The organism is Streptomyces prasinopilosus (assembly GCF_001419695.1).
Classification (GTDB): domain Bacteria; phylum Actinomycetota; class Actinomycetes; order Streptomycetales; family Streptomycetaceae; genus Streptomyces; species Streptomyces prasinopilosus.
In genome coordinates this window covers 1-1,227 of record NZ_LIRG01000853.1, presented here as the reverse complement: position 1 = coordinate 1,227, position 1,227 = coordinate 1, and the positions used below count along the sequence as shown (strand labels likewise).

The 1,227-nt window shown below is 73.2% G+C and carries 1 protein-coding gene; it reads left to right on the top strand.

From position 1 onward, the window contains the following. Positions 1–1,227, top strand: a 1,227-nt coding sequence (locus tag AOK18_RS27460; protein WP_055696077.1) for a sulfatase-like hydrolase/transferase, incomplete at both ends; no start/stop codon positions are given.

The window sequence follows — 1,227 nt, the reverse complement described above, 5'->3', positions numbered from 1 at the left end:
GGGCGAGGACCGGCGGCCGCCCCGGGCGGAGGCCCAACATCCTGTTCATCCTCGGCGACGACCTCGGCTGGGCCGACCTGTCGTCCTACGGCTCCCCGCACATCAGGACCCCGCACCTGGACCGGCTCGCCGCACAGGGCGTGCGGTTCACCGACGCCTACGCGGGCTCGGCCACCTGCTCCCCGACCCGGTTCAGCCTCTACACGGGCCGCTACCCCGGACGCACGCCGGGCGGTCTCGCCGAGCCCCTCGGCAACCGCGTCCAGGGCCTGGACCCGCGCCACCCGACCCTCGCCTCGCTGCTGAAGCGGGCCGGTTACGCCACCGCCCTCATCGGCAAGTGGCACTGCGGCTGGCTGCCGGACCACAGCCCCACCAGGTCCGGCTGGGACGAGTTCTTCGGCAACTTCGGCGGCGCCCTGGAGTACTTCTCCAAGCTCGGCCAGTTCGGCGACTACGACCTGTACGAGGGCGACGCCACCTACGAGGACCTCCGCTACTACACCACCGTCCTGACCGAGCGCGCCGTCGAGTACGTCGGCCGCGACCACGGCAGACCGTGGCTGCTCAACCTCAACTTCACCACCCCCCACTGGCCGTGGCTCACCGAGGACGACGGGGAGACCGGGGAGGAGATCGCCGCGAGGATCCGCTCCGGGAACGCGCTGGGCGCGCTGCTGCACCGCGACGGCGGCTCGGTGGAGAAGTACAGGGAGATGGTGGAGAGCCTGGACGCCTCCGTCGGCCGGGTCCTGGCCGCGCTGCGCCGGTCCGGCCAGGAGGAGGACACCCTCGTGGTCTTCGCCAGCGACAACGGCGGTGAGCGCTTCTCGTACCAGTGGCCGCTCAGCGGTGCCAAGTCCGGGCTGCTGGAGGGCGGCATCCGGATCCCGACCGTCCTGCGCTGGCCCGCCCGCGTCGACGGGCGGCAGGTCAGCCACGAGCCCGTCTTCTCGCCGGACTGGACGGCGACCCTGCTGGAGGTGGGCGGGGCACGGCCCGACCCGGCGTACCCGCTCGACGGGCACAGCCTCGCGGACTACCTGCTGCGCGGCCGGGACCTACCCGAACGGGACCTGTTCTGGAGGGTGCGCGGCAACCGGGCGCTGCGGCGCGGCGACTGGAAGTACTACCGGGACGCGGCCGGCAGGGACCACCTGTTCCACCTGGCCGAGGACGCCCGCGAGCAGGCCGACCTCGCCGCCGTCCGGCCGGATCTGCTCGCGG